Origin of the sequence: Mycetohabitans rhizoxinica HKI 454 (genome assembly GCF_000198775.1) — a bacterium.
Classification (GTDB): domain Bacteria; phylum Pseudomonadota; class Gammaproteobacteria; order Burkholderiales; family Burkholderiaceae; genus Mycetohabitans; species Mycetohabitans rhizoxinica.
Genome location: NC_014722.1, coordinates 2,556,153 through 2,581,791 on the forward strand (window position 1 = coordinate 2,556,153; position 25,639 = coordinate 2,581,791).

The window sequence follows — 25,639 nt, forward strand, 5'->3', positions numbered from 1 at the left end:
GCCTGCGTCAAAATCGCCATGAACTTCAATAGTTTATCAGGCTGGCGCAGATCGTCCCGGCCTCGTGTCAGCCAACCGCGCGCTCCAGCGCGTCAACGAACATCGCCGCGACATTGAACCCCGTTTGCTCGGTGATCTCGCGAAAACATGTCGGGCTCGTCACGTTAACCTCCGTGAGCCAATCGCCGATCGTATCCAAGCCGACCAGCAGCAGGCCGCGCTCGGCCAGCACCGGGCCGAGCGCGGTGGCAATCTCGCGGTCACGCGGCGCCAGCGACTGCGCGCGGCCCACCCCACCAGCGGCCAGGTTGCCGCGGATCTCGGTGCCCTGCGGAATCCGCGCCAGCGAATAAGGCACCGGCTCCCCGCCGATCAGCAAAATGCGCTTGTCACCGTCCTTGATCTGCGGGATATACCGCTGCGCCATCACGGTGCGCGCGCCATTGTCGCTGAGCATCTCGATCGTCGAGCCCAGGTTCATGCCGTCCTCGCGTATCCGGAACACGCCCATGCCACCCATGCCATCCAACGGCTTGAAGATCACGTCGCGGTGCTCGCCGTGGAATGCCCGCAGCCGTGCCGCGTCGCGCGTAACCAGTGTGGGCGCGGTGAACCGCGCGAACTCGCCAATCGCCATCTTCTCGGAGTGGTCGCGGATCGCGCGCGGCTTGTTGAAGATACGCGCGCCGTGCCGCTCGGCGATCTCCAACAGCCAAGTCGATGTCACATACTCCATGTCGAACGGTGGATCCTTGCGCATCAGCACCGCACCGAACGTGCCCAGGCCGCGATTTTCCGCGAGTTCCGCGTCGTACCACTGACCCGGATTCGTGTGATCGCCAACGATCGAGAAACGCCGTACCGTAGCCTCGACGCCGCCGCCCGCATACGCGAGGTGCCGCGGCTCGCACGCATAAAGCACATGGCCGCGGCGCGCGGCCTCGGCCATCATCGCATACGTCGTGTCCTTATAGATTTTGAACTGCGGCAGCGGGTCGGCAATAAAGAGAAGGTCCATGGGTCGTTCCGGCGGAAAGCGGCTATCCAGCGTGCATTATCGCGCAGCGGGTGCTCGCCTGCGCCAACAGGTCACACCAGGATCGCCTCAGGGTCGGTCTTCTCCAATTCGACCGATGCAGCCAGCAGTGCCAGCCGCGCAACAACGCCGTACATGTAGAAGCGGTTCGGCGGCGCGGCGCCAGGCTTGGCATGCACGTCCGGCAGCGCCGTATGCTCGAAGGCCAGCGGCACGAAGTGCATGCCCGGCGCGTTCAGGTTCTGATTCGGCGCACGACTCGCATGGACGCGGTAGAAGCCGCCGACCACATAGCGGTCGATCATGTAGACGACCGGCTCGGCCACCGCCTCGTTCACGTGCTCGAACGTCTGCACGCCTTCCTGGACAATGACGTCGTGCACCTGCAGCCCTTCCTTGACGACCGCCATCCGATTGCGCTCGCGCTTGTTCAGCCCGGCAAGCTCCGATGCGTCGTGCACGGTCAGCACACCCATCCCATAAGTGCCGGCATCGGCCTTGATCACCACGTACGGCCGATCGTCAATCCCGTACTCGCGGTATTTCTTCGCCACCTTTTTCAGCACCGCGTCGACCGCGTCGGCCAGCGCCTCGTCATGCGAGCGCTCGGTGAAATCGATGTCTGACACGCGCGTGAAGTAGGGATTGAGCATCCACGGGTCGACGCCGATGAACTTGGCGAATTTCTTGGCCACCTCGTCGTAGCAGCCGAAGTGGTTCGATTTGCGCCGCACCGCCCATCCGGCATGCAGCGGCGGCAGCAGAAACTGCTCGTGCAGGTTCTCCAGCACGGGCGGGACACCGGCCGACAGATCGTTGTTCAACAAGATCGAGCAGGGATCGAAGTTCTTCAGCCCGAGACGGCGCGCCGAGCGCTCCAACGGCTCGACCACCAGGCCCTGGCCGTCAGGCAGCGGCAGCGTGACAGGCTCGGTGACGGTTTCGTCCAGCGTGCCCAGCCGCACGTTCAGCCCCGCTTGGCGCATGATCGTGGCGAGCCGTGCCAGGTTGTCCAAGTAGAATGCGTTGCGCGTATGGCGCTCCGGGATCAGCAGCAGGTTCTTCGCGTCCGGGCAGATCTTCTCGATGGCCGCCATGGCGGCTTGCACGGCGAGCGGCAGCACTTCAAGGGGCAGATTGTTGAACCCGCCCGGAAACAGGTTTGTGTCGACCGGCGCGAGCTTGAAGCCGGCATTGCGCAGGTCCACCGAGCAATAGAACGGTGGCGTGTGCTCCTGCCATTCGAGGCGGAACCAGCGCTCGATCGCGGGCGTGGCGTCTAGAATCCGCCGCTCCAGGTCGAGCAGCGGACCATTGAGCGCGGTGACAAGGTGCGGAACCATGGGGACTCGAGGCTTACAGGCTCAAAAAAGCAATTGTAGAGGGTTGCTTCGTTCAGGTGCAGATGTTTTGCCGCATCGCAAGGTTCACGCCAGTATCGCCGCGCCCCGCCCATGCCCGCTCTCACGACAGCGTGGAGACGGCTCAATGCGTCGAATACCGCTCGATGCAGCTTAGATACCGCTCGTACGGCCGAAGTCCAATAGAGCGAACCGGAGATAAAAAGACCCACCTCGCGGCGGGCCAAACGCTGTGCCTCTTCTCGTTGTTGCGCGACTGGCCTGCCCTCGTGTGCCCGCTGTCCGCCGGCACGCCGCAGGCTCATTCGACGTGCTCGCCGTGGAGCACCACATCCAGCCCCTCGCGTTCTTCCTCTTCGGTCACGCGCAGGCCGATAACCGCGTCGATGATCTTGAGCAGGATAAACGACACGAGGCCGCTGTAGATCAGCGTGGTGGCCACGCCCTTAAGCTGCAGGATCACGCTGCCGTCGGCGCCGCCGATATCCTTGACCGCGAACACGCCAGTGAGAATCGCGCCGATGATTCCGCCGATGCCGTGTACGCCGAATGCGTCGAGCGAATCGTCATAGCCAAGCTTATTCTTGAGCCACGTCGCCGACAGAAAACACAGCACGCCGGCCACGATGCCGATGCTCAACGCGCCCGATACGCCGACGAAGCCGGATGCAGGTGTCACCGCGACCAGACCTGCCACCGCGCCGGAGGCAATGCCAAGCACGGACGGCTTGCCTTTGCCGATCCATTCCGCGAACATCCACGCGAGCGCCGCGGCCGCCGTGGCGACCTGCGTGGTCACCATCGCGAAACCGGCGCGGCCGTCGGCGGCGAGCGCCGAGCCCGCGTTGAAGCCAAACCAACCCACCCACAACATCGCCGCACCGACCAGCGTCAGCACCAGATTGTGCGGCGCCATCGCCTCGCGGCCGTAGCCGACGCGCTTGCCCAACACCAGCGCGCAGACCAACCCGGCCATCCCCGCGTTGATATGCACGACCGTGCCGCCGGCAAAGTCAAGGATGCCTGCCGCAGACAGCCAGCCGGTCGGCTCCCACACCATATGCGCGATCGGCGAGTACACCATGATCGACCACAGGGCCATGAACACCAGCATCGCCGAAAATTTCATCCGGTCGGCGAACGCACCACAGATCAATGCCGGCGTGATGATCGCGAAAGTCATCTGGTAAGTCATGTAGACCGATTCGGGGATCGTCGTGGCCAGGTGGCTCACCGTCAGCGTGACACCCTTGTCACCCTTGATAAAGCTCATGCCCGACAGCAGCACGCGTGAGAACCCGCCGATGAACGCGTTACCGGGCGTGAAGGCCAAACTGTAGCCGAGCACCACCCAGATGATCGTCACCAAACAGGTGATTGCAAAGCTTTGCATCAGGGTCGCGAGTACGTTCTTCTTGCGCACCATGCCGCCGTAGAACAGCGCGAGCCCTGGGATCGTCATGAATAGCACGAGTGCCGTGGAGCTCAGCATCCATGCGGTATCGCCGGCGTTGATCTTCGATGCGTCAAGAACCACCGGTGCCATCGGCGCGGCGGGCGCGCCGGCTGCCTGTTCGCCACTGGCGCCAATGGCTGGCGCCGCGCCCGACGCTTCGGCAGCGCACGCCACTGGGGCAAAGACCGGCGCCGCGCTGGCAGCATGGACCGTATTCGTCGCGCTGGACACGAGCACGGACGCCGCAACAGCACCCGACGCGCCATCGGCCAACGCCAGCGCCCAGAGCCCGATGCCGGCCGCCAACAGCGACACGCCCATCAGAAATTTCCTCAAAGTCTTACGCATAGTGGTCCCTCTTGTTCCTGGCCCTGAGTTCGCATTCGCTTGCAGGCGCTGCGCGGCCCCGGCATCTTGCGTCAAAGCGCGTCGGCGCCTGTCTCCCCGGTACGGATGCGGATCACCTGCTCGATCGGCATGACAAAAATCTTGCCGTCGCCAATCTTGCCGGTACGCGCTGCACGCTCGATCGCCTCGATCGCCTGCTCGACAACGTTGTCGGCCACGGCGACCTCGATCTTGACTTTAGGCAGAAAGTCAACGACATACTCGGCACCGCGATACAACTCGGTATGCCCCTTTTGGCGGCCAAAGCCCTTGACCTCGGTCACCGTGATGCCCGAGATGCCGATCGCCGACAGTGCCTCCCGGACTTCATCCAGCTTGAACGGCTTGATGATCGAGGTAATGAGCTTCATGGAATCCCCTCAGTGGTTGGCTTCTTGCGCTGGGGCGACGTAGAGCAATTAGCATGCCGTATGCTGCGCCCGCGGGCCGTAAGCGACCTGAGCGTGTCAACGTGGCGCGTCGCGGGCACTGCGCCAAGCGAGACTTGACCGGATGGCCAACGCCACACTCACCTTGGCAGCACGGCGTGGCGGACGTGCTAGAGTCTTTCCATCGGCTGCGTGATTGGCTGGCGCGCCCCCAAACCGCGTGGTGAACTGCACCCAAAACAGGCGCCTGGCCAGTTTCGCACCAAAACCGCGCATTCGTGCGACCATGCGCGCCGTGCATCGCGCCGCGATGGCGGCAGCTAAGTTAATGCACGGGCTTTGTGCAACATTTTAGATTGAGGAATGACGATGAAACAGCCAAACGACATGTTCAACGACTTGCAGGCCCGCTTCAGTGAAATGCTGAAAAACTCGCCGGCGAAGGATGTCGAGCGCAACGTCAAGGCGATGCTGTCGCAAGGCTTCTCCAAGCTGGATCTGGTCACGCGCGAGGAATTCGACACCCAGGCTCAGGTGCTGGCCCGCACCCGGCTCAGGCTCGAGGAACTGGAGCGGCGTGTGGCCGAGCTAGAGCAGAAGTTGGCCACGCGCGCAGACAGCGTGTAGGCGCGCAAGCTCCCAGACATCACGATCGGCGGCGACATGCCGCAAGGAAGCGCCATGTCGCTAGCCGTGGTCCGCAGCCGCGCGCCGTTGCACGCGCTCGCGCCCGAAGTCACTGTTGAAGTCCATTTGGCAAACGGCCTGCCGTCGTTTGCGATCGTCGGGTTGCCTGACCTGGAAGTGCGTGAGAGCCGTGAGCGGGTTCGGGCTGCCTTGGCGCATTGCGGTTTCGACGTGCCCGTGCGGCGAATCACCGTCAACCTGGCCCCGGCAGACTTGCCGAAGGAATCCGGACGCTTCGATTTGCCGATTGCACTGGGCATCCTGGCCGCGAGCGGGCAATTGCCGGGCGATGCACTGACCGGCCGCGAGTTCGCCGGCGAATTGTCGCTCAGCGGCGCGCTGCGGCCGGTCCGGGGCGCGTTCGCGATGGCGTGCGGCACCGCGAGACAGGCTGGCCCCGGCGCAGCGTGCCCGGAACTGTACGTGCCGTTGGACAATGCGGCGGAAGCCGCGCTAGCGCCAGGCGTGGCCGTATTTGGGGCCGCCGACTTGGCCGCGCTCGTCGCGCATCTGAAGGGCGAGCCCGAGGCGCGCATCAAGCGCGCGCAGCCGTGCGGCGTCGCCGTGCCCGCGCAACGCGCACCGGATATGGCCGATATAATCGGCCAACCTGCCGCGCGCCGGGCGCTGGAGATCGCCGCCGCCGGCTCGCATCACATGCTGATGGTGGGACCGCCTGGCGCCGGCAAATCGATGCTGGCGCAACGCCTGCCGGGCATACTGCCACCGATGTCGGACGACGACGCGCTGGCCTGTGCGATGCTGCTATCTGCCAGCGGCCGCGGCTTCACGGCGGCAGACTGGGGGCGCCGTCCATTTCGCGCGCCGCATCACAGCGCGAGCGCCGCCGCGTTGGTCGGCGGCTACAACCCGCCGCGCCCCGGCGAAATTACGCTGGCGCACCTGGGCGTACTGTTCCTCGATGAACTGCCCGAGTTTAGCCGAGCGGTGCTGGAGACCCTTCGCGAGCCGCTCGAAACTGGCAGGATCACGATTTCTCGAGCTGCGACACAAACCGACTTTCCCGCCACATGTCAACTGGTGGCCGCGATGAACCCGTGCCCTTGTGGCTTGCGTGGCGATCCACTAGGGCGGTGCCGGTGCACGCCCGGCCAGATCGCCCGCTATGTCGGCAGGCTGTCCGGGCCACTGCTCGACCGGATCGACATCGTTATCGACGTGCCTTCGCTGTCGGCCGCCGAACTCGCCCGCCGCACCGGCACGCGCGGCGAAGCGAGCTACGCGGTCGCGGCGCGTGTGCGGCACGCGCGCGAACGTCAATTAGCACGCCAGCATAAGGCCAATTGCGCGTTGAATGCCGAGGACCTCCATCGCTGGTGTCCGCTCGATCCACACAGCGAAGCGTTACTGCAGACCTGCGGCGAGCGCCTGGGGTGGTCGGGGCGTGCCTTCGACAAGGTGCGCCGCGTTGCGCGCACCATCGCCGACCTTGATCTAAGCGATGACGTGCTCGCTGTCCACGTCGGCGAGGCGGTGCAATACCGGCGCGCGTCGATCATGGTCTGATCCTGCCTGCGACTCACAGCCGCACGCCGGTCGCATGCGGGCCATAGCCCACCCCGAGCACGCCGGCTTGCGGGAATTCAGCCCAAAAACGAAACGCCGGGCGAAAACAAGCCTTGACTTATACACATCTGTTTTGATAGCGGCAACGCTTGTGGGCCGAATCCGGCAGATCTCCGACGGTTTACCGCAAACCCATGAAAATAAAGGAAATGCATCCGCTGCCTGGAATCATGCCCACCCCGATGCGGCGACGTCGCAGCGTGCTCCCGGTCCGCGACCCGGATACTTTTCAACAAAGTTATCCACAGGGCATGTGGACAGTATGAAAACTCAATAAAAATCGCATGGTTAGTGCCCATAGCTCGTTTGAAACATCAACAGCGGTGCGCAGCACAACCGCGAAGATTCCCGGCTATTGAAAAAAGCAGGACCTCAATCCACCTTCAACGACGCAAAGAACTGTTCCAGTTGCACCGGGTCAGGCTCGCGCGTGGACACGACCGCCGCCTGGTACACGCGCCGATCGCGCGCAACAAATTGCGCGTGGATCGTGCGCTGCTCCTGTGTTTGTCTATGGGCTACCGGACCGGCCACATCCATCGCGATGCGCGATTTATCCCCGGCGTCATGGCTGCCTGGAATCCGAACTACGTGCAATACGGGCTGCGCCCCGACGTTGCGCGCCAGACCGCTTTGCAGGTACGTCAGCACTTGCGCACGAAGCATGGGATCATCGGCGGGAAGCGCTACGACACCCACGGCGAACATCGCGTCGCCGACCTTCGCCGTTTGCATCTGCATCTTCAGCGCGTGCCCGGCAATCGTGAGCACGCGCTCGTTAAGCAACGGCTTAGCCGGCAGCATCACCGTATAGTGGCCCTCGTCGTTACGCACCGTGCGCCAGTCGAATTGCGGCGAACAAGCGGTGGTCAGCAGCGCAATAGCTAAGATTACCCAACAGAAACGTCGGTTTAACATTAAATTAGCCCTCATCGCGCAGCCACGGTCGGAGATCGGCGCGGCATCGCGCAAAAACGACGATTATCGCCGACGCGCCGATCAGGCCGCAGCAGGCACGCCCATGTCACGGATGCTGCGAATCAGCGATAGAATGTCAGCTATTGTTGTCATGCTATCCGGCGACGCCACCGGCGTCGCGTCAGCCGAAAAAACGCCGATGCGCCAGCCCGCCACTTCCCGCCCATCCCGCTTATGGATCGCAGCCGCGCTCGTTGCCGTTGCGCTAGCCGTGGGTGCGTATTTCGCTTTTAACACACACAAGCAGGCACCCGTTGCGAGCTTCACGCTGCTGTCTGGTCAGAAGCTGAGCACCGCGGACCTGAAGGGCAAGGTCTATCTGGTCAATTTCTGGGCGACCAGTTGCGACACGTGCGTGAAGGAAATGCCGCAGATGGTCGACACGTACAACCGGTTCAAGGACAAGGGCCTCGAATTCGTTGCCGTCGCGATGCAATACGATCCGCCGATGTACGTGGCCAATTATGCGCAAACGCGGCAACTGCCGTTCAAGGTGGCGATGGACGATGGTTCCGCCGCCAAACAGTTTGGCAACGTCCAGTTGACACCGACCACGTTCGTGATCAGCCGCGACGGCCAGATCCTGAAACGTTATGTCGGTCCGCCGCAATTCGCAGAACTCAACCAGTTGCTGGAAAAAGCGCTGGCAGCCTGACGACAGCTCGACGTCGGCAGCCTAACGACAGGCCAACTCGGTAGTCTGACAATAGGCTAGTGCTGGCAGCCTGATGATAGGCCAGCGCTGACAACTCGGCGGACTGGCCAACGCTGGCGAGATCAGACGGCAAAGCCGGCGTGGGCAACCAGACGAGACCGACTGGCGCTGCCGAGACGACACACCCCGGCCGAGCCCGCTCCCCCGGTTCACGACGGCGCCCGCTCCCTTAGCCCGCGACGACGCCCGCACCTTGCGCTTGTACGTCTGCGTGATAGCTAGAGCGCACCATCGCGCCGACGGCCGCGTGCGTGAAACCCATCGCATAGGCTTCTCGCTCGTACATCTTGAAGGTGTCCGGATGCACGTAGGCACGCACCGGCAGATGGTGCTCCGAGGGTTGCAGATACTGGCCGATCGTCAGCATATCGACATCGTGCGCCCGCAAGTCACGCATCACCTGCAGGATCTCCTCCTCGGTTTCGCCGAGCCCGACCATCAGCCCGGACTTGGTTGCGACGTCCGGATGTAGCGCCTTGAAGTCCTTCAACAGTTTCAATGAATGTGCGTAGTCGGAGCCTGGACGCGCTTCTTTGTATAGTCGCGGCACGGTTTCGAGATTGTGGTTCATCACGTCCGGCGGCGCGGCGTTAAGAATGGCCAGCGCGCGGTCCAACCGGCCTCGGAAGTCCGGTGTCAGGATCTCGATCTGGGTTTGCGGCGACAGCTCCCGCACCTGCCGGATACACTCGACAAAGTGTCCAGCGCCGCCATCGCGCAAGTCGTCGCGGTCCACACTAGTGATCACGACGTAGCGCAGCTTGAGCGCGCCGATGGTACGCGCCAGGTTCACCGGCTCTTCGGCGTCCAGCGGATCCGGCCGCCCGTGCCCGACGTCGCAGAACGGGCAACGGCGCGTGCACTTGTCGCCCATGATCATGAACGTCGCCGTCCCCTTGCCGAAGCATTCGCCGATATTCGGGCAACTGGCTTCCTCGCAAACCGTGTGCAGGTTGTGCTCGCGCAGAATCTGCTTGATTTCGTAAAAGCGGGAATTGCCGGTCGCGGCCTTCACACGGATCCAATCCGGCTTCTTCAGCTTCTCGATCGGCACGACCTTGATCGGAATCCGCGAGGTCTTGGCCTGGGCCTTCTGCTTCGCGCTCGGATCGTAGGTGGTGGAAGAGCCGTGCGCCGCAGACGCGGCGATGATGGTGGCGGAGGGGTCGGGAACAGCAGTCGTCATGTCGAAATCCAGTGCAGTGGCAGCCGCATCCTGCTCAGCCGGCCACGGAGTTGCCCCTTTCGCGTGCTGCATCGGACGATGCAGCAACTGCGACCGGCGGCAGGTTGCCAGTTAGCCGCTCAGCGAGTGTTCGCGCCACGTCGTGCCAATGCGCCGACACGCCGAGCGAAGCCATGTCGATGGTTTCAAGACCGACATAGCCACATGGGTTGATGTCGCGAAACGGCTTCAGATCCATCCGTACGTTAAGACTCACACCATGGTACGAACAGCCATTGCGGATTTTCAGGCCAAGCGCTGCGATCTTCGCGCCGGCATGGCGATGCACGGCGGATCCGGCGGCGACATAGATGCCCGGCGCACCGGCCCGACGCTCACCGACTAGATTATACGCTGCCAGCGTGTCGATCACCGCCTGCTCGATGTGCGTCACCAGGTCGCGCACCCCATAGCCGGCGGCGCCGCAAGTCGATCAACAGGTATGCGACGACCTGGCCCGGCCCGTGGTAGGTAATCTGTCCGCCGCGATCGACCTGGACCAGTGCGATACCGCTATGCGCGGCCAGCAGATGGGCCGGATCGCCGGCTTGGCCCAGCGTGTAAACCGGCGGGTGCTCGACTAGCCAGATTTCATCCGTAGTGAGTAGCGTGCGTGCGGCAGTGAACGCGCGCATCGCGTCGAAGCTCGCTTCGTAGGGCTCGAGGCCACGCCAGCGCACGGCGACGTCGTTGGACATCGCCGCGAACGCGACAGATTCAGCGCTGGATTCAAATAACGGCACGGGCATCATCCCGTCAGTTTACCGAAAAGCGGGCCCGCCCGTGCCTGCGACGATCAAACTGACAGCCATCCGGTATGCCAGCCGAGCCGGCTAGCGGACAGCCGTCGCGACCACCATGACGCAATACGTTGGGTATAGTGAGGGCGCAGGGCCACGGTCACCCGCGCCGTGCGCGTGCCTTCGGTGCCGAGCCACATCAACTCGCCGGGCCGCAGCGACAGCGATTCACCCGGGGCCACCCAATAGTCGTGCTCGTCCGCGCTGCGGGTGATCCAAACGCGCTCGCCTTCGATGGTGAGCGCCACGCCCCGGCTCACGCGCAACGGCACGGTCTGCCCGGGTTGAACTTCGAACGTGATGGTTGAATAAAGGGGTTTCATCGTACGCTCCTGCCCACGCCCGGAATGCGCCAGAATAACTAGAATCGTAGCGATGGCCGGCCATGGCGCAAAACGATGTTTTTTCGCCGTCTTGTGAGCATAATTAACAAGCGCCGCGGCACTGCGACGCACGCCACGCACCGGGGGGAAAGCGCCATGAACCTGCGTCACTTGCCCAACCTAGGCACGTTGAAGGCTTTCGAAGCCGCGGCCCGGCTAGAGAGCTTTTCGCGCGCCGCCCAGGAGCTGTTCGTGACGCACGGCGCGATCAGTCACCAGATCCGCGCGCTGGAGGCCGAACTCGGCATGCCGCTGTTCAAGCGTGATGGCAAGCGGATCGCGTTGACCGGCTGCGGGCGCCGCTATGCGGCCCAGGTGCGCGCCGCACTGTTCGACATTGCCGCAGCCACCGATGCGGTTCGCGCCGGTGACCGGGAACGCCGGCTTGTGATCAGCGTGCTGCCGCCGTTTGCCGCCCGCTGGATGACGCCGCGGATCGGACGCTTCATCGAGCGGCACCCGGAAATCGACGTCGAGCTGTTGTCCACTAACGCGATCACGCACTTCAATCGAGACGATGTCGACGTTGCGCTGCGCTTTGGCGGCGGCAACTATCCGGGGTTGTTCGTTGAGCCGCTGCTCGATGAGGTATTTTTCCCGGTATGCACGCCCAGCTTCAACGGCGGCCAACTGCCGAAAACGCCGGCCGACCTGGCCGGCCTGACGCTGCTGCGCAACGACGACGAGATGTGGGGTCCATGGTTCCAGGCGGCGGGTCTGAGTGGCTGGAGCGAGCCGCGGCGTGGGGTACTATACCAGGACTCGTCGATGCTGCTGCAAGCCGCGCTGGAGGGCCAGGGCATTGCGCTAGTGCGCCGCTCGCTGGCGATGCAAGAGGTGATCAACGGCCGGCTCGTGCGGCTATTCGACATAGACGGCCCCAGTCCGGGGACGTATTGGTTCGTCTGTCCACCCCCGCTGCTGGAAACGCGCCGGGTCACGGTATTGCTCGAATGGCTGCGTGAGGAGGCCGGGCGCTTTCGCGCTCTGTACGCGCAATGCCCAAGCGGCGTACCCATTTCCCCGGCCACAGCGTAAGCGCTACAGCCGTGCCACGAGCGCTACAGCCGTGCCATGCGACGCGCCACGGGTGCAGCCGCGCGACGGCTGCATGGGGCGCCGTGCTGCATTACGACGGCGTACCACGCGCGGCGATTGTCCACGCACGACGCTCGCCCAGTCGTCATAGCACGACCTTCACCATCGGGTGCCCGGTCAACGCACGATAGAGGTCGTCGATTTGCGCACGGCTGGTCGCACGCACCGTCACTGTGAGGCCGACGTAGTTACCACCGCTGGACGGACGGCTCTGGACCCGGCTGTCATCGAACTCAACATCGAATTGCCGGACCACCTCAACAATGGCCTGCTGAAACTGCGGATGCGCCTTGCCCATCACCTTGATCGGGAAGTCACACGGAAACTGCAACAGCGATTCGTTGGATGAGTTCATGACAGCCTTCCTTCGATTATGACAGCGTTTTTTCACTCCCCGGTTTTATGCGGCGCCCCCGCGCGGGGTGCGCCGACCTCGGCGGCCAATCGCCTGACCCTCAGCTTACTTCTTGTTGGCCAGCATCAGCAGCGACGAGTCCCACAAACGTCCGAAGATGCCGGCCTGCGGCACGGCCTGCAGCGCCACAGCCGGGAACTGTGTCAGTACCTTGCCGTCGGCGACGACCTTCACCGTGCCCACCACCTGCCCGTCGGCGATCGGGCCAACCAGCGGACCATGGCGCTCGAGCACCGGCTTGATCTTGTCGCCCACCCCCTTCGGAACCGTGATGTACTGGTCGCTCTTGACGCCGACCGGCACCGCGTTCTGCAAGCCCTTGTACACGCGCGGTGAATCGATGACCTGGTTGGCCTTGTACAGGCGCACCGTGTCATACGCCGTGTAGCCGTAGTTCAGCATCTTCAGGCTGTCCTGCGTGCGATCGTGCTCCTTGGGCTCGCCCATCATCACGCTCACCAGCCGGCGCGACGCGTCCGGCACCCCCGGCAGCGGCCGTTTCGCGCTGGCGATCAGGCAGTAGCCGGCCGCCTTCGTATGGCCAGTCTTGAGCCCGTCCACGGTCGGGTCAATCCACAGCAGCCGGTTGCGATTCAGCTGCTTGATCTTGTTGTACGTGAAATCCTTGACCGCGAAAATCGAATAATACTCAGGATAGTCACGAATCAAGTGCGCCGACAGCACGGCCAGGTCGGCCGCGCTCGTGTAGTGCTGGGGATTGGGCATGCCATTCACGTCGGCGTAATGCGTGTTCTTCATGCCCAGCTTCTGCGCCGCCTCGTTCATCATTTGCACGAAGTGCGCTTCGCTGCCGCCAACAAGCTCGGCCAGCGCGATCGCCGCGTCGTTGCCCGACTGTACGATCATCCCGTACACCAGATCGTGCACGGTCACCGGCTTATTCGCCTCGATGAACATGCGCGACTCGTCCGTGCCCACACGACGCACCGCCTCGCCCGGCATCACGGTCTGGTCCATCGAGATCTTCTTGGTCTTCAACGCATCGAACACCAGGTATGAGGTCATCAACTTGGTCAGTGAAGCGGGCTCGACCCGCTCGTCGGCGTTGGCCGACGCAAGCGTCTGCGCGCTGCTGGCATCGACGAGCACCCACGAGCGTGCATTGACGGCCGGAGGCGGCACTTGTGCGAGCGCGTCGGCGGGAACGATGAGAGCGGAAGCAGCGAGTGCGGCAGGCAGCACGCACGCGAGCGTTGCCGCGCGGGCGGCAACGCTTGGGACAAAGGTCAAACGCATAGCAATCGAATCGACGTTAAACGGGGGAGTTCGGGAAGCGGCCCGCTACGGCGGCCCGCGGCGCAAGCCGATTGGACTGACGAGCGAGCCAAGCGTTCGTGTCCACGCGGCGAACCAGCATGGCTCGGCACGGGTAATGCGCGAACCGCCTGTGCGGCGGCAGCGGCGCGGCACCCATTATACGCGCCAGCGCTCGGCGATCACCCGCTTTAGGATATGCAGCTTGCGATGGAAAAAATGCTCGGCCCCCGGGATCACCACGACCGGCAGTTCCTGCGGCCGCGCCCAGTCGTAGACCGACGCAAGCGGCACCGTATCGTCGAGTTCACCGTGAATCACGATGGTGTCGAGCGGCACGTCGGCGACCTGCCAACGGCTTGCCGCGGTGCCGACGAATACCATGCGCTCGATCGCGTCACCGCGTTCGCGCAGTCGCCGCGCCACGTGTGACAGCACAAATGTACCGAACGAGAAACCCGCCAGCACCAGCGGCACCCCGGCCAGCCCCGGCAGCGTGCGCGCGTGGTCGATTACCGCAATCAGGTCATCCTGCTCGCCGCGCCCATCATCATGCTCGCCTTCGGTGGCACCGACGCCGCGGAAGTTCGATCGCACCGCCACGTAGCCAAGTTGCACCAACGTGCGCGCCAGCGTCTGCGCGACCTTATTGTCCAACGAGCCGCCGAACAGCGGATGTGGGTGCGCGACCAACGCTAGCCCGCGTGGCTCGCCCCCCGCGCCGCCACGATCCGGACGATCGATCGCAATCTCGATCTTGCCAACCGGACCGTCGATCCGATACTTCTGCGTTTGCGCGTTCATCCGGTCACGCCCCGCCGCGCGGCGCATCGACCAGCAGGCGCTCGACGATCCGGCCGCCAACCAAATGCGAATCGATGATCTCGTCGATATCTGCTTCGTCGACATAGGTGTACCACGTCGCATCGGGGTACACGACCAGCACAGGACCGAGCTCGCAGCGGTCCAGGCACCCGGCCTTGTTGATGCGCACCTTGCCCTCGCCGGCAAGGCCCAGCGCCTTGATACGCCGTTTCGCGTATTCCTGCATCGCTTGCGCACCGCAGTTTGCGCAACTCGGGCGCTCGCCGGGATCGCGCTGGTTCAAGCAGAAGAAAACGTGGTGCTGATAAAAAGAAGTCATTGGAAAGCGGTCCCGCCATCGGCATTAAGTCGATTATAACGACGGGGCAACCGGCACGCCGTGCGCCCCGTCGCTCAGCGCAAGCGCCGGCTGACTGGCCAGCCAGTCAGCCAGTTGCGACAGCGCAACGTCACTGGCCTGCGCGAGCGCGCGCACGCCGCCGCTCGCATCGGCGGACGACGCCGGCGCATCGGCGCCGAACGTCGCCTGCGTGAACTGTCTGCCCCGCCGCAGCAACGTCGCACGCAACGCGACGACGCCGCGGCTCGCGCCGGGCTTGTCGAAGATCTGCTCGAACTCTAGTAACTCGACCCTCAACACCGGTGCCGACACCGGGTCGCCGGGCGAGACCACCGCGCCGCGTGCGCCGAGCAGCACGCGCAAACGTTGCGTCAGCAACTGTGCCGGCGTCGCGACCCAGCGGCTGGACGCGTAAGTGCGCGGCTGCTGCGCGTGCGCATAGGCGAGTCGGTAGACGATGCCGTCCGAATCCAGGCTCGCCGGTGCGCCCATGTCGACCAGCTTAAACGGACCGAACGCCGGCGCCGCAGCGCCGGCGCGAGGTGCCACCCCGTTCGGGCTCATAGGACCGGAGTGCACCGCAATGGCCGGCGCGCCGAGATCGTAGCGATGGGCCGCCGGCGACGCGCGGTGTCCGGCCGTGCCGCATCCGCCGAACGTGAACACGCCCAGCAACACCACAAGCGAACCCATAATACGTGATGACATCGATAATCCTCGTCGAATAGACGTTTGCCGTGCAGGGCGGCAACGTGCGCGCGTCAGCGCGGGGAGCCGGATGACCACGAGAAGCCCGGCTCGCCGGGCCCCGGCTCGGGCGACGGTGCACCGAACAGCAGTGCACGCGGATTCGCGTTGATCGCGCCTGCCGCGCTGTGGACCGACCGCATGGCCTGCCTGACGTCGTCGGCCAGCGAATTCACGCGGGGCAACGTCTCGTAGCCGACTCGCGCGGTCAGCTCCTGCATCGACGTATCAAGCTGCGCCAATGCCACACCCGCCTGCTCGGCCGCCTGACCGACCCGGTTCAGATTGGCTGCAACTGGTCCATTGGGATTGGACAGGCTGGTCGCCAGCACGTTGACTGAGCCCATCGTCCGATTCAGCTCGTCGATCGTGTCCGGCAACTTGCGTGTCACTGGCTCCAGGTGCTGCGTAAGCGCAGCCACGCCGCTGGCCGCATCCTGAATGCTGCGCGCGGTGGCCAAGTATTGCCGGCGGTTCGGCTCGTCGGTCATCTGCTGCAGATTGACCGCAATTTTCTCCATCTGATTGAGCAACGCCACGCCACGCCGCTGCAAATCATCGAACAAGCCAGGCCGCATCGGGATCTGTGCGACGTTCTCGTCGGACGAGATCAGGGGGTGCAGATCGTCGCCGGTATCATCCAGCTGGATAAAGCCCAGCCCGGTCACGCCTTGCAAGCCGAGCGACGCGAAGCTCGAGTGGGTCAGCGGCACGCGCTTGTCCACAAGGATCCGGATTACGATCCGGCCAGGGCGGTGCGTGTCGAAGTGAATGTTCTGCACGTTGCCGACCGCCAGTCCGCGATAGCGCACCGCCGCGTCGGCGCGCAGACCGGTTACATTCGTCGTGGCAACCAGGTCATACGGGACGCGCTCGGTGCGATCCATGCTGAACCACGCGATTGTCAGCGCGATCGCCACCAACAGCACGATCGTAAACAGCCCAGCCCAGAATGCATGTGACTTATTTTCCATCTCAGCTTCCCTCAACGCCGACGCCCGGTCGGCGATGCTCGCTGCGATGCCCGCGCCGGACTGCGTGCTCGACTTCAAGCAATGCGTCGTCGGGTATCGGCTCGAGCGCGGCCGCCGGCAGCTTGGCACGGCGCGACGCTGGCAGCGCCTGCAGTGCGCGGCGGCCGCGCATGCCCAAAAAATACTCGCGGATGAACGGGTGGTCGACGCCGGCGACCTGCTCGAGTGGCGCCGCGACGATCACCTTGCGATCGGCCAGCACCGCCACGCGCGTGGACAATGACACTATCGTGTCCAGGTCGTGCGTAACCATCACCACCGTCAGGCCGAGTGCACGATGCAGCGTCGCAATCAGCTTGACGAACTCCTCTGACGCCTGAGGATCCAAACCGGCAGTCGGCTCGTCCAGAAACAGCAGCTCCGGCTCCAAAGCCAACGCGCGCGCGATACCCACGCGCTTAACCATCCCACCGGACAGCGCGGCCGGCACCTTGGTCGCGTGCCGGCCCGACAGCCCGACCATTTCGAGCTTCAGCATGACGATATCCGACAATAGCGCCGGCGGGATCTTGCCCAGTTCGCGCAATGGCTGCGCGATGTTATCGAATACCGTCATCGCGGAAAACAGCGCGCCATGCTGGAATAACATGCCCGAACGGTTACGCAGCAATTGGGCCGTGCGCGCGCTCATCGTCGCGGTATCCTCGCCGAAGATGCGGATCGTGCCCGAGCTCGGCACCTCGAGGCCGAGAATCTGCCGGATCAACGTCGTCTTGCCGGAGCCGGAACCACCGACCAGCGACACGATCTCGCCGCGCCGCACGTCCAGGTCCAGATGCTCGTGGATCACCGTGCGACCATAGCGCTTGGTCAGATCGGCTACCTCGATGACAGGCTCGGCCACCGGCGGCGCACCGTGGGCGAGGGCCACCGAGGTCAGCGCGTGCGGTTGGGTCATCGGCGCCTCACAACAATCCGATCCGTTGGAACATGATCGCGAACACCGCGTCGGCCAGCATCACGACCGTGATGGAGGACACAACCGACGTGGTCGTTCCTTCGCCCAAGCTTTGCGAATTGGGCTTGATGCGCAAGCCGAAGTGGCAGCCGACCAGCGCGATTAGCATGCCGAACGCCACACCCTTGCCCAGGCCGAGGTACAGGTTCGCCACCGGCACCACGCTTGGCAACGACCGGATAAAGAAGCTCATATCAATATTGAGCACCAGTTGCGCGGCCAGCATCCCACCGGCCAGCGCGATGGCGTCGGTCCAGATCACGAGCAACGGCATCGCGACACCCAGCGCGATCACCCGCGGCAAAATCAACCGCAGCCCATGCGAGATCCCCATGACGCGCATCGCGTCCAATTCCTCGGTCACGCGCATCACGCCCAATTGCGCGGTGATCGCCGAGCCGGAGCGGCCGGCCACGAGAATCGCCGCAAGCACCGGGCCAAGCTCCCGAATGATCGACAGCCCGAGAATGTTGACGATGTATGCGTTCGCGCCGAACAACCTCAGTTGCTGCGCGGATAGATACGACAGTACGATGCCGATCAGGAAGGCGACCAGCGCGGTGATCGGCAGCGCCTGCGCGCCGGCCGCGTAGACGTTTGCGGAAATCTCGCTCCACGGGATCCGACGTGGGTCGCGCAGCAACCTGCCGCAGTCAATCACCAGACCACCGAGCAGTGTGATGCCGTCGCGCAAGTGCCCGGCGAAACCGAACACCGCAAGACCCAGCCGCGTGATGGGATCGATTGCCGCCGCCGGCTCGGCAGGCTCGCGCGTTGCATCAAGCAGCGCGATCCGCTCAAAGATCTCGCGCTGCGTATCGGTCAGGCTGAGGCCGCACGGCAAGTGCCGTCCCCAGATCTGCCACAGCGCCTGTGCGCCAACATGGTCTAGCCGCTGGATTGGCGACAGGTCCCACAGCGTGTCGGCCCGGGCCGCCGCGTCGCGCAGCGTGCGCAGCTTGGCCGCGATGCCGCCGCGCCGCTGGTCCAGTGCCAGCGAGAGCGCGGTCCATTGGCCGCCCAGACGAATCGCCATACCCGACGGCACGGACCGGTCCTGGCTCGTTTTCACGGCATCGACAGTGAGCAACGGCGGCGTCTCGAAATCCAAAGCGGGCACGGCATAGGGTCAACGTAGCGTCATTGTATCGAAAGGCGCGGCACGGCCTCGCTACAATAGCAAGATGTTCGATCATTCTTTCCCCCTTGATCCGCCCGACATCCCGGGCAAGGCCGCCGCCGGCGGCGATCCGCGGCCGGCGGCGGCCCGCCGCATCGAACGCGAGCGGCTCCTCGAGTTGCTCGATCCACGGCCTTCGCGCTGGGCGCTTGAGGTGGTCTACGAGACCGGCTCGACCAACGCGGATCTCGCCGCGCGGCTGAAGCAAGTACGCGGCGTGCCGTTCGAGCCGAGCGTGCGCGTTGCTTATTCACAAACGGCGGGACGAGGACGGCGCGGCCGGCCGTGGTTGGCCACCCCGGGCAATGCGCTGCTGTTCTCGCTCAGCTACTTGATGCCGCGCGCGCCGAACCAGCTCGCCGGGCTGAGCCTGGCGCTCGGCGCGACGATCGTGGACGGGCTGCGCACCCTGCCGCTGGATGACAACGGACGGCTCTCGCTCAAGTGGCCAAACGACATCCTGTTAGACGGCGCGAAGCTGGCCGGCGTGCTCGTGGAAACCGTATGGAGCACGCGCGACGCCACCGCGCTGGTAATCGGCGTGGGACTGAATGTCAGTAGCACCGATGAGTTGGAGCAGCAAATCGCGTCGTTGCATGAAACGCTGCACGCCACGCTGCCGACTGTGCCTGGCGCACTATCCCACGCGTGGCCGCACGCTGCGCTCACCCCCGTGCTCGGTGCGGTGCTCAATGCACTGGCAGTCGGGCTGGAGCGCTTCGGCCGGCATGGCTTCGAGCCGTTCCGAGACACCTGGGTCGCCCAGCATGCGTATGCGGGCCAGGAAGTGGTGGTCCTGGAGCAAGGTGACGAGATGGCACGCGGCATCGCGTACGGCGTTGACGAACAAGGACAACTGCTGATACGCACACCACAAGCAATCCGGGCGATCGCCACGGGCGACGTGTCGCTGCGGCTTGCCGCAAGCGTTGATGCGCCGGCGCGGCCGGCCGCCAACGGACGCGTGCATGAACAGCCGCACAACGACGACGCATAAGCCGCCATGATCGATCCTGACCTTACCGGCACGGCCGGCCGCCACCGCCTAGTGATCGACGCGGGCAACAGCCGCACTAAATGGGCGCTGGTGCACGCCGATGGCGGTCTGCGGCAACTCGGCGCGTTCTCGCATGAAAACCCGCTGGACGACGCGCAGGGCGACGTGGTCGCACGCACGGCGGAACTGCAGTGGGACGACTTGCCGACGCCAGCCGATATCTGGATCTCCAACGTTGCGGGCCAGCACGTCGCCGCGCGCCTGTCGGCGATGCTGGATGCGCGCTGGCCCGGTATCGCACGCACGACCATCGTATCGCGCCACTCGCAGTGCGGGGTGACAAACGGATATGGCGAGCCGGCACAACTCGGCACCGATCGCTGGGCCGGCATGATCGGTGCACATGCGGCCTACCCACGTGAGCATCTGCTGATCGTCACGCTCGGTACTGCGACGACGATCGAAGCACTGCGCGCCGACGGCATCTTTGTCGGTGGCTTGATTGCACCGGGATGGTCGTTGATGATGCGCTCGCTCGGCGAGCATACCGCGCAGTTGCCAACACTGACGCCGGCCAGCGCACGCTCCGCGCTGGCCGGCAAGCCGGGCCTGACGTTCGGCACCGACACGCCCGCGTCACTGTGCGCCGGATGTGCGCTCGCGCAAACTGGCCTGATTGAGCATGCTTATCTAACATGGCGTGCCGAGCTCGGCGGCGCGCCGGTACGCATGGTGCTTGGCGGCGGCGCCGCCGACGCGTTGGCGCCGGCGCTGACCGTGCCGCACACGCGGCACGATCATTTGATCCTGTCTGGGCTCGCGCTGATTGCGCAGGACGAGGTGGCAACGCTCAGGCACAGCGCCTGACGTCGCGACCTTCTATGCAAGCACAGAGAATCGCCGATGCTGCGCACGTTGATTGCAGGATGCCACAGCCCCCGTCACAGCTAATGATCGGCGGGCCAATCCGACATTCGAAGCTGGCCGTCTGCGCGCTCGGCCCGTGATCAGCGGGCGCGTACGCGCTGTAGCAGCTTCGTCGTCGAGCGGTCGTGCTCGAACGGAATCGCCAGTGCGCGGCCACCCCAACTGCGCACCAGTGCCGATTCTGGCAGCTTGTCCATGTCGTAGTCGCCCCCCTTGACCAGGATGTCCGGGTGCAACGCGCGAATCAACTCGATCGGCGTCGCCTCGTCGAACATCACGACGTAATCGACGCTTTCCAGCGCGGCAAGCAACGCCATGCGGTCCGCTTGCGCATTGATCGGGCGATCGTCGCCCTTGCCAAGTTGCCGCACCGACGCGTCGCTGTTGACGCCGACCACCAGGCACGCGCCTAACGCGCGGGCGTCGTCCAGATACGTCACATGCCCGCGATGCAGGATATCGAACACACCATTGGTGAACACGACCGGCGCGCCGAGCGAGGCGCGGCGCGCGAGCAAGGTCTGCCACTCGACAATCTTGCGCTCGAACGAAGCCAGCATCGGTCTACGCCGGCTGTTCTGCGCCGCCCACGTCGGTATCGCGCTGCAGTCGCGCCGTTAACTCCTTGCGGTAACGGTTCAACTCCTGCGCCGTCGTGAACGTGCGCTCGAACAGTAGCGACAGGTTGTGCAGGATCCGCTCAATCACCTTCTTTTCCCACGTGTCGTCGAATCGGATCTGTTCGTCCAGCCAGCGCTCGAGCCATTCCGGGTCGGGCAGTCGCGATTGCACAGTGTCCCGCGGGAACAACTGCCGGTTCACGTGCAGGTTCGTTGGGTGCAGCGGCTTCTCGGTGCGCCGGGCCGACGCCATCAGCACGCCGATCTTCGCAAATGCGGCGCGCGCGGAGTCGCCGGCCGTAGCCAGCGCCTTCTTCATATACCGAAGGTAGGCGCCGCCGTGCCGCGCCTCGTCGCGTGAAATCGTCTCGTAGATATGCTTGATCACCGGCTCCGTATGCCACTCGGCCGCACGGCGGTACCAGTGGTTCAACCGGATCTCGCCGCAGAAATGCAGCATCAGCGTTTCCAGCGGCGGCGCCGGGTCGAACGGGAAGCGCACCGCGTGCAACTCCTGCTCGGTCGGCACGAACTCCGGGCGAAAGCGCCGCAGATATTCCATCAATACCAGCGCATGCTTTTGTTCCTCAAAGAACCAAACGCTCATAAACGCGCAGAAGTCACTATCGCTATGGTTATCGCGCAGAAACATCTCCGTCGCCGGCAACGCGGACCATTCGGTAATCGCGTTCATCTTAATCGTGTTCGCCTGCTCGTCAGTCAGCAGCGACCCATCGAACTTGTCCCACGGGATGTCCTTTTCCATATCCCAGCGAACCGATTCGAGCGAGCGGTAGAGTTCCGGATAAAGCATGGTGTTCATGGTGCTACCTTATCAACCTGAAAAGCGTAGACTGCGTGCGCGCCCGTCATCGATATCGTGCGCCGCATGGTTCGACCGGCTGACGGGCAAACGTAAGATTTTACGTTGAGCGCGGCCCGCCCGGGTGTGAAAAAATGCCGCAGTGAGCGGCGCCTCCGAGAGGCTCCGCGTTGCCGCGATACGGCCGCGCAGCATCTGTTATTCCATCGTGTTTGGCAGTTGCACGGCGCCAATGTGCGGCGTTCCAGCCAGGCCAATTATGATAGCACGCGATGTCGACGCCACTGTGCGACTGCACTATCGATGTGCGTCATTGACACCAAGTGTTGGATTCCCTGTTGCGCGAGGCGACGCGGGACGTTGCCGCCGCTGGTCCATAATTGCACCTGCGGCGGCAGCCGCGTCTGCAGCTCGTTGGCCGCACGCGCCGCAGACGCGGCGTCGGGTGCGGCCGCCATCGACAACACAACCATGTCGATATCGCTGGCGCGCGCCGCGTCGGCAATCTCATCGATCGATACGCCAGCACTCATCACCGCGCAGCGGCAGCGGGCGAGCACAAACAAGACTTCCATCATCGCCAGTTGCACATCATGCGCCGCGCCCGGGACCGCCGCCAGCAACGCGCAGGGTCGGCCCCGCGCGCCGTGCGCGCCATCCGTGAGCAGCCGCACCGCACGTCGAACAACGTCCTGTAGCACCTGTCCGAGCGCCGGCGCATGCGTGGCGCTCGGCGATCCGCCCATCGACGTCTGGCCCACCCGTGCGCCAAGCGGGATCGCGATTTCGTCGATAAAGCGCTCGATGCCCACGCGCACCAGGCGCCACATCAGTTCATTGCGCAGCACCGTCCAACGCTCAGTGTCGATTAGTTCGAGCAGCGGTGCTAAGTCCACGTGGGGTGACACCGGGGCACTCTGGCGCACCATCGCACGCAGAACCGGCTCGGGGTGCAACAGCACGTTGCCCGGGCGATGTCCGGCGTCCAGCAACTGCTTCACGAGCCGCAGCTTGCGGACCTGCTCAGCCGGATACAGGCGCTCGCCTCCCGCGTTGCGCAGCGGCCGCGGAAAACCGTATCGGCGCTCCCAGACGCGCAACGTATCCCTCGTCAAGCCGATTTCATGGGCGAGGGCACCAATGCCGACTGGCGATAGCGACGGCTCGGGCACGCCGGTAACTTTCTCGTGCATCCGGCCATCCGCGCCGTCGACCTGTGCCGGCCCAAAGTCTGCTGCGTCTGCCATTTGCCCATCGGCGGAAATGTGCTTGGCCATAGGTGTCGTGAAGCTTCGCCGGTGCGGCGCGCCCCTTACTGTTCAAATGTGGCCACCAATCCTAACCCTAATTCACGCTTTTGGGGACAGAAGAAAGCCGTTTGTAATCGATAAATTCGCCGCCATACGCGGACAAATCCCGGACAATAGGCCAAGATGGGTCTATTCGGTCGGTTGGTTGGTCGGTCGGTCGGTTGGTCGGTTGGTTGGTTGGTCGTTGGTCGTCGGTTTTAGGTTTTAGGTTTTAGGTTTTAGGTCGTCGATTTTCGGTCTTCGGCAGGCAGGCAGGCAGGCAGGCACCGGCCACGTTACGGGACAAGACAGTGGTGGTCTACAGGAACGACGGAAAAAATGCGGCAGTGCATCGTGCCGTTGCAGCACGTCGCGATAGCCGCGCATGATCAGAGCTCGCTGGGAGCGCGCGTCATCACCTCTACGCGTCGCCAGTCGTTACGCGTGGTCACCGCAATCGGCGGGTGCATGACCAGTTGGCTCACGTGCTCTACCGGCTCGATGTCTGTGCCGAGCGCGTCGAGAAACACGCTGACCATGACCCGCCGGCCGATCTACGCAAGGCTCGGGTAGCCGGTGGCGCGGGAGCATCCGGCCTTGATGACCGGTGCTATTCGACGATCCGGCCGCGGCGCTTGCGCACGCCAGCCGCCGGCATCGTCCCCTTGGTGCGCTTGCGGGCCGCCGACGGCCTGTTGTCTGCGTCGGCGCTACTGCCAATCGCGGCCTTATTGCCTGTCGTGGCGCTACCACGGGTGGCGGCATTGCGGGCCGTCGAAGCCTTGTGATCCGTCGCCGTTGACAGCTTGCTGCGTGTCGCAGCTTTGTCCTTCGCAGCGGGCCGGCCGTGCTTCGCCGGGTCGCTATGCCTCGCCAAGTCGCTATGCCTCGCCAAGTCGCTGTGCCTCGCCAAGTCGCTGTGCCTCGCCAAGTCGCTGTGCCTCGCCAAGTCGCTGTGCCTCGCCAAGTCGCTGTGCCTCGCCGACTTGCCAGCCGCCGTTGACGTGCCGCTCTCTGCCGACGTGCCGCTTGAAGCCACCCCGCTTTCTGCCATGGCCTCGCCCTTGGTCGCCGATCCGCCTGCTGCTGCACGCTTGGACGGCGCACGAGCCGCCGTCGAGGATCGGGCCTTTGCAGCAGATCGGCCCGCCCCCGCCGAAGCGCCCGGCGACGAACGCCCCAGCCCCTCGTCGCTCCGCTGTCGCATCGCTTCCTCAATATCGTCGGCGGGCACCGATGCACCGGGCATCGTATGCGGCGCAACCGCGAACCGGGCAATCTGCTCGAACTGCGTCTGCAGCCAGCTCCACCAGGCTGACGCGTCGAGCGGCTCGCCGGCCCTAGACGCGGCCGCGCGCTCGCCGGCATCGGCCGCCGCGGCAGCGTCGGCGGCTTCGCCCCGCGACGTATCCGGCGCACGGCGATCCGCTGGCGCGCCGTCCTGCGCATCGGGCCCCTGCTGCTTGGCAACCGATTCGCCTGCCTGCGCCGCCTGGGTTCCGTGCGCCGCCGACGCGTCCCATTGCGGCAAGGCCTCGCCAGCGGCAAACTGGGCTGCGTCGGCAGCTCCGGTGGCACCGGCCGCGCCTTCCCCTCCGTCTGCTTCATCCGCTTGGCCCGCTGCGGCCGGCGGCGGCCATGGTGCGCCGCGCGCATCGCCACTTATGCCGCACTCGCCCGACGGAGGGCTTGTGCCGGACGCGCCGCCCGGCGTGGGCGTCATCGACGCCTGCGCAAATGCGCCGAACGCGCGCAGCGTCGCAAGCGTCGAGCGTTGCATCTGCAGCGCCTGGATCGTGGACTGCAACATCGACAAGTTGAGCTTGAGCCACTGTTCGACCGCCCGAAGATCGGTGATGCGCTTATCGAGCTCCTCGACGCTCATCAGCGGCGCGCCGATATCTGGCCCGAGTCCGAGCGGTGGCGACGCCAGCCCGCCGTCACCGGCCAAACCGCCCGGCATGCGCATCAGCTTGAGCAGGCTGTCGAACATCTCATCGCCGGCATTCGGCGAAAACCGCGGGAATGACGAAAACGGGGTATTGCCGCCTGAATCGCTCATTGATCCTGTCTCTCTGTGCTACCCGGCATGATGGGCATCGCCCGG

General features: G+C 64.5%; 26 protein-coding genes and 1 pseudogene. 6 read left to right on the forward strand and 21 right to left on the reverse strand.

The genetic code is table 11. The features are described from left to right. Positions 1-67: 67 nt before the first annotated feature. From gshB to glnK, 4 genes are all read right to left on the reverse strand, one after another. Positions 68-1,018: a glutathione synthase gene (gene gshB, locus RBRH_RS11300; RefSeq protein ID WP_013436415.1), complete on the reverse strand. Its 951-nt coding sequence runs from the start codon at positions 1,016-1,018 to the stop codon at positions 68-70. Positions 1,019-1,089: 71 nt separating this feature from the next. Then, positions 1,090-2,379: a glutamate--cysteine ligase gene (gene gshA, locus RBRH_RS11305; protein ID WP_013436416.1), complete on the reverse strand. Its 1,290-nt coding sequence runs from the start codon at positions 2,377-2,379 to the stop codon at positions 1,090-1,092. Between the two features lie 319 nt (positions 2,380-2,698). Further along, positions 2,699-4,201, reverse strand: coding sequence for an ammonium transporter (locus tag RBRH_RS11310; protein WP_041753884.1), 1,503 nt, complete (start codon positions 4,199-4,201; stop codon positions 2,699-2,701). A gap of 71 nt (positions 4,202-4,272) precedes the next feature. Continuing rightward, a complete protein-coding gene (gene glnK, locus RBRH_RS11315) occupies positions 4,273-4,611 on the reverse strand; it encodes a P-II family nitrogen regulator (protein ID WP_013436418.1) in 339 nt (112 codons plus the stop codon). 387 nt (positions 4,612-4,998) lie between these two features. Between glnK and RBRH_RS11325 the strand changes: the two genes are divergently transcribed. Together RBRH_RS11325 and RBRH_RS11330 are read left to right on the forward strand one after the other, a co-directional pair. Further along, positions 4,999-5,256, forward strand: coding sequence for an accessory factor UbiK family protein (locus RBRH_RS11325; RefSeq protein WP_041754527.1), 258 nt, complete (start codon positions 4,999-5,001; stop codon positions 5,254-5,256). 54 nt (positions 5,257-5,310) lie between these two features. Beyond that, entirely contained in the window at positions 5,311-6,843 is a 1,533-nt protein-coding gene (locus RBRH_RS11330) for a YifB family Mg chelatase-like AAA ATPase (protein ID WP_041753885.1), read from the forward strand. A 432-nt stretch (positions 6,844-7,275) separates the two neighbouring features. Here RBRH_RS11330 and RBRH_RS11335 read toward each other — a convergent pair whose 3' ends face one another. Then, entirely contained in the window at positions 7,276-7,836 is a 561-nt protein-coding gene (locus RBRH_RS11335) for a hypothetical protein (RefSeq protein ID WP_232509295.1), read from the reverse strand. Between the two features lie 184 nt (positions 7,837-8,020). On the opposite strand from RBRH_RS11335, the gene RBRH_RS11340 reads away from it, so the two are divergent. Then, a complete protein-coding gene (locus RBRH_RS11340) occupies positions 8,021-8,536 on the forward strand; it encodes a TlpA disulfide reductase family protein (protein ID WP_041754530.1) in 516 nt (171 codons plus the stop codon). 229 nt (positions 8,537-8,765) lie between these two features. Here RBRH_RS11340 and lipA read toward each other — a convergent pair whose 3' ends face one another. The 3 genes and pseudogenes from lipA to RBRH_RS11355 form a co-directional block, all read right to left on the reverse strand. Continuing rightward, positions 8,766-9,782 carry a lipoyl synthase gene (lipA, locus tag RBRH_RS11345; protein WP_041754532.1) on the reverse strand — a complete coding sequence of 339 codons (1,017 nt, stop codon included), beginning with the start codon at positions 9,780-9,782 and terminating at the stop codon, positions 8,766-8,768. Positions 9,783-9,816: 34 nt separating this feature from the next. Beyond that, positions 9,817-10,519, reverse strand: a pseudogene (lipB, locus tag RBRH_RS11350) (lipoyl(octanoyl) transferase LipB). A 98-nt stretch (positions 10,520-10,617) separates the two neighbouring features. Next, positions 10,618-10,944, reverse strand: a complete 327-nt coding sequence (locus RBRH_RS11355; protein ID WP_041753886.1) for a DUF2917 domain-containing protein — start codon at positions 10,942-10,944, stop codon at positions 10,618-10,620. A gap of 156 nt (positions 10,945-11,100) precedes the next feature. Between RBRH_RS11355 and RBRH_RS11360 the strand changes: the two genes are divergently transcribed. Continuing rightward, positions 11,101-12,042 carry a transcriptional regulator GcvA gene (locus tag RBRH_RS11360; RefSeq protein WP_013436429.1) on the forward strand — a complete coding sequence of 314 codons (942 nt, stop codon included), beginning with the start codon at positions 11,101-11,103 and terminating at the stop codon, positions 12,040-12,042. Between the two features lie 145 nt (positions 12,043-12,187). Here the strand turns inward: RBRH_RS11360 and RBRH_RS11365 are convergent, their stop codons facing one another. The 8 genes from RBRH_RS11365 to RBRH_RS11400 all read right to left on the reverse strand — a co-directional run bounded on the left by RBRH_RS11365 (position 12,188) and on the right by RBRH_RS11400 (position 18,807). After that, positions 12,188-12,457, reverse strand: a complete 270-nt coding sequence (locus RBRH_RS11365) for an HP0495 family protein (RefSeq protein WP_041753887.1) — start codon at positions 12,455-12,457, stop codon at positions 12,188-12,190. Positions 12,458-12,562: 105 nt separating this feature from the next. Beyond that, the gene (locus tag RBRH_RS11370) at positions 12,563-13,774 is read right to left on the reverse strand and encodes a D-alanyl-D-alanine carboxypeptidase family protein (protein ID WP_013436431.1); all 1,212 of its coding nucleotides are present in this window, start codon (positions 13,772-13,774) and stop codon (positions 12,563-12,565) included. Positions 13,775-13,951: 177 nt separating this feature from the next. Beyond that, positions 13,952-14,596: an alpha/beta hydrolase gene (locus RBRH_RS11375; protein ID WP_041754533.1), complete on the reverse strand. Its 645-nt coding sequence runs from the start codon at positions 14,594-14,596 to the stop codon at positions 13,952-13,954. Between the two features lie 4 nt (positions 14,597-14,600). Continuing rightward, entirely contained in the window at positions 14,601-14,936 is a 336-nt protein-coding gene (locus RBRH_RS11380) for a (2Fe-2S) ferredoxin domain-containing protein (protein ID WP_013436434.1), read from the reverse strand. 33 nt (positions 14,937-14,969) lie between these two features. Next, positions 14,970-15,665 carry an ABC-type transport auxiliary lipoprotein family protein gene (locus tag RBRH_RS11385; RefSeq protein WP_083813478.1) on the reverse strand — a complete coding sequence of 232 codons (696 nt, stop codon included), beginning with the start codon at positions 15,663-15,665 and terminating at the stop codon, positions 14,970-14,972. Positions 15,666-15,718: 53 nt separating this feature from the next. After that, positions 15,719-16,678, reverse strand: a complete 960-nt coding sequence (locus RBRH_RS11390) for an MlaD family protein (protein ID WP_041753888.1) — start codon at positions 16,676-16,678, stop codon at positions 15,719-15,721. A gap of 1 nt (position 16,679) precedes the next feature. Beyond that, positions 16,680-17,636 (reverse strand): ABC transporter ATP-binding protein, encoded by a 957-nt coding sequence (locus RBRH_RS11395; RefSeq protein WP_013436438.1) that lies wholly within the window; start codon positions 17,634-17,636, stop codon positions 16,680-16,682. A gap of 7 nt (positions 17,637-17,643) precedes the next feature. Further along, positions 17,644-18,807 (reverse strand): MlaE family ABC transporter permease, encoded by a 1,164-nt coding sequence (locus RBRH_RS11400; RefSeq protein ID WP_041753889.1) that lies wholly within the window; start codon positions 18,805-18,807, stop codon positions 17,644-17,646. A gap of 73 nt (positions 18,808-18,880) precedes the next feature. Here RBRH_RS11400 and RBRH_RS11405 point away from each other — a divergent pair, with 73 nt between their 5' ends. Next, the gene (locus RBRH_RS11405; protein WP_013436440.1) at positions 18,881-19,873 is read left to right on the forward strand and encodes a biotin--[acetyl-CoA-carboxylase] ligase; all 993 of its coding nucleotides are present in this window, start codon (positions 18,881-18,883) and stop codon (positions 19,871-19,873) included. 6 nt (positions 19,874-19,879) lie between these two features. Further along, positions 19,880-20,740 carry a type III pantothenate kinase gene (locus RBRH_RS11410; RefSeq protein ID WP_013436441.1) on the forward strand — a complete coding sequence of 287 codons (861 nt, stop codon included), beginning with the start codon at positions 19,880-19,882 and terminating at the stop codon, positions 20,738-20,740. 140 nt (positions 20,741-20,880) lie between these two features. On the opposite strand, the gene rfaE2 is transcribed toward RBRH_RS11410, so the two are convergent. From rfaE2 to RBRH_RS19105, 5 genes are all read right to left on the reverse strand, one after another. Then, positions 20,881-21,360, reverse strand: a complete 480-nt coding sequence (gene rfaE2, locus RBRH_RS11415; RefSeq protein WP_013436442.1) for a D-glycero-beta-D-manno-heptose 1-phosphate adenylyltransferase — start codon at positions 21,358-21,360, stop codon at positions 20,881-20,883. Between the two features lie 4 nt (positions 21,361-21,364). After that, positions 21,365-22,243, reverse strand: a complete 879-nt coding sequence (locus tag RBRH_RS11420) for a ferritin family protein (RefSeq protein ID WP_013436443.1) — start codon at positions 22,241-22,243, stop codon at positions 21,365-21,367. Positions 22,244-22,500: 257 nt separating this feature from the next. Further along, the gene (locus RBRH_RS11425; RefSeq protein WP_049786422.1) at positions 22,501-23,490 is read right to left on the reverse strand and encodes a MerR family transcriptional regulator; all 990 of its coding nucleotides are present in this window, start codon (positions 23,488-23,490) and stop codon (positions 22,501-22,503) included. Between the two features lie 431 nt (positions 23,491-23,921). Beyond that, positions 23,922-24,071 (reverse strand): hypothetical protein, encoded by a 150-nt coding sequence (locus tag RBRH_RS19100; RefSeq protein ID WP_157864439.1) that lies wholly within the window; start codon positions 24,069-24,071, stop codon positions 23,922-23,924. A 71-nt stretch (positions 24,072-24,142) separates the two neighbouring features. Further along, positions 24,143-25,594, reverse strand: a complete 1,452-nt coding sequence (locus RBRH_RS19105; protein ID WP_013436446.1) for a PhaM family polyhydroxyalkanoate granule multifunctional regulatory protein — start codon at positions 25,592-25,594, stop codon at positions 24,143-24,145. Positions 25,595-25,639: the final 45 nt, after the last annotated feature.